This window comes from Mesorhizobium sp. J18, from assembly GCF_007829525.1.
In the GTDB taxonomy this organism is placed as follows: Bacteria; Pseudomonadota; Alphaproteobacteria; order Rhizobiales; family Rhizobiaceae; genus VLJP01.
In genome coordinates, this window is record NZ_VLJP01000092.1 from 1 (window position 1) to 1,125 (window position 1,125).

At 67.0% G+C, this 1,125-nt stretch carries 2 protein-coding genes; both read right to left on the reverse strand.

From position 1 onward, the window contains the following. Nucleotides 1-761 (reverse strand): ATP-binding protein (locus L598_RS21280; RefSeq protein WP_144866140.1); only part of this gene is annotated, 761 nt, incomplete at its 3' end. Further along, nucleotides 761-1,125, reverse strand: a 365-nt coding sequence (locus L598_RS21285) for a hypothetical protein (RefSeq protein WP_246658876.1), incomplete at its 5' end; no start/stop codon positions are given. The genes L598_RS21280 and L598_RS21285, both read right to left, overlap by 1 nt.

Consider the following 1,125-nt stretch of genomic DNA (forward strand, 5'->3'; position numbering starts at 1 on the left):
AGATGCGGCTCCTCGATCAGGTCGAGACGGCCGGATCGATCCTTCGCCGGGAAGTTCCAGGGGTTGATCGTCTGGCAGACGAAGGCACGGTACGGCGCGCCGGACTCGTCCTTGATCTCSGCCATCGTYAGGACTTCATCGACRATGCCSGGCAGCTCGAGGCCGGTCTTCGAGCCGTCGATCTGCGGCTGRAAGATGCGCCGATTGAAGTCRTCRAGCTTCTCGTCGAGGATCCCGACGAACCAGACGTTCTTCGCCCGCGTGTGCTGSAGATGCGTGAGCCACGCGATCATCTCGCGGCCRTGCAGGCCGTAGGCGCCGCGGACATCGGGCTTGCCGGTCTTCTCMGAGAACGCMTCGGGCTGCCCCTTGCACCATTGGAAGCAGAGCCGCCCRGCGACGGTGATCGAGTCGATGAAGACCGTKTGGTAGCGGTCGAGCGAAGCCGGATCGCCGAAGCGCTCGCACACCGCCGCGAAGTGRGCCTCGCTGTAGACCTGRTCGTCCCGMAGCGCCGGRTTGGGGCCGCCGATGAAGACCGCGAARTCGCGGCAYTCGRCCCATGTGCGCGGSCGGACGCTGTCGCCGGACCATCCCTCGATGGCSAGGTCGCCCGCCTCCAGRTCGATGAACAGCGTGGTGGCGGRGTCGAGCGTCCASAGAAGSSWGGTCTTGCCGATGCCGGACTTGCCGAAGATCGTGCCCTTGATGCCGCGCGGCTCGGCGAGACGCTGATCGGCGGAGATGATCGGGAGGGCCATCACTTGCCTCCCTTCGCCGCGATCAGGGCGTCGATCGCGACGTCCRCTCCSAGCGCGCCGGCCTTGCGRGCCTCGTCGTGGAGGGTGCGCACCGYATCGATCTCGCGGTAGAGCGCCGATGCCCGCTCGTTCAGCCCGATGAGGGCGAAGGCCAGGTCGTCGATCGAGGCCGCCCCGACCGGCTTGACGGYCTCGTCGCGACGCTCGCCAAGGGCCGGCACCCGGATGGTCTCGGGCAGCTTGTCCAGCCCGTAATGGTGCTYGSSSAGCACCGCGAGCTTCTTCGTGATGCTCATGACGTCACCTCGGTGTTCAGGGAAAGACGGAAGCTGGGCTTGCCGGTGCGGACGGTGCGCGCGTCCTC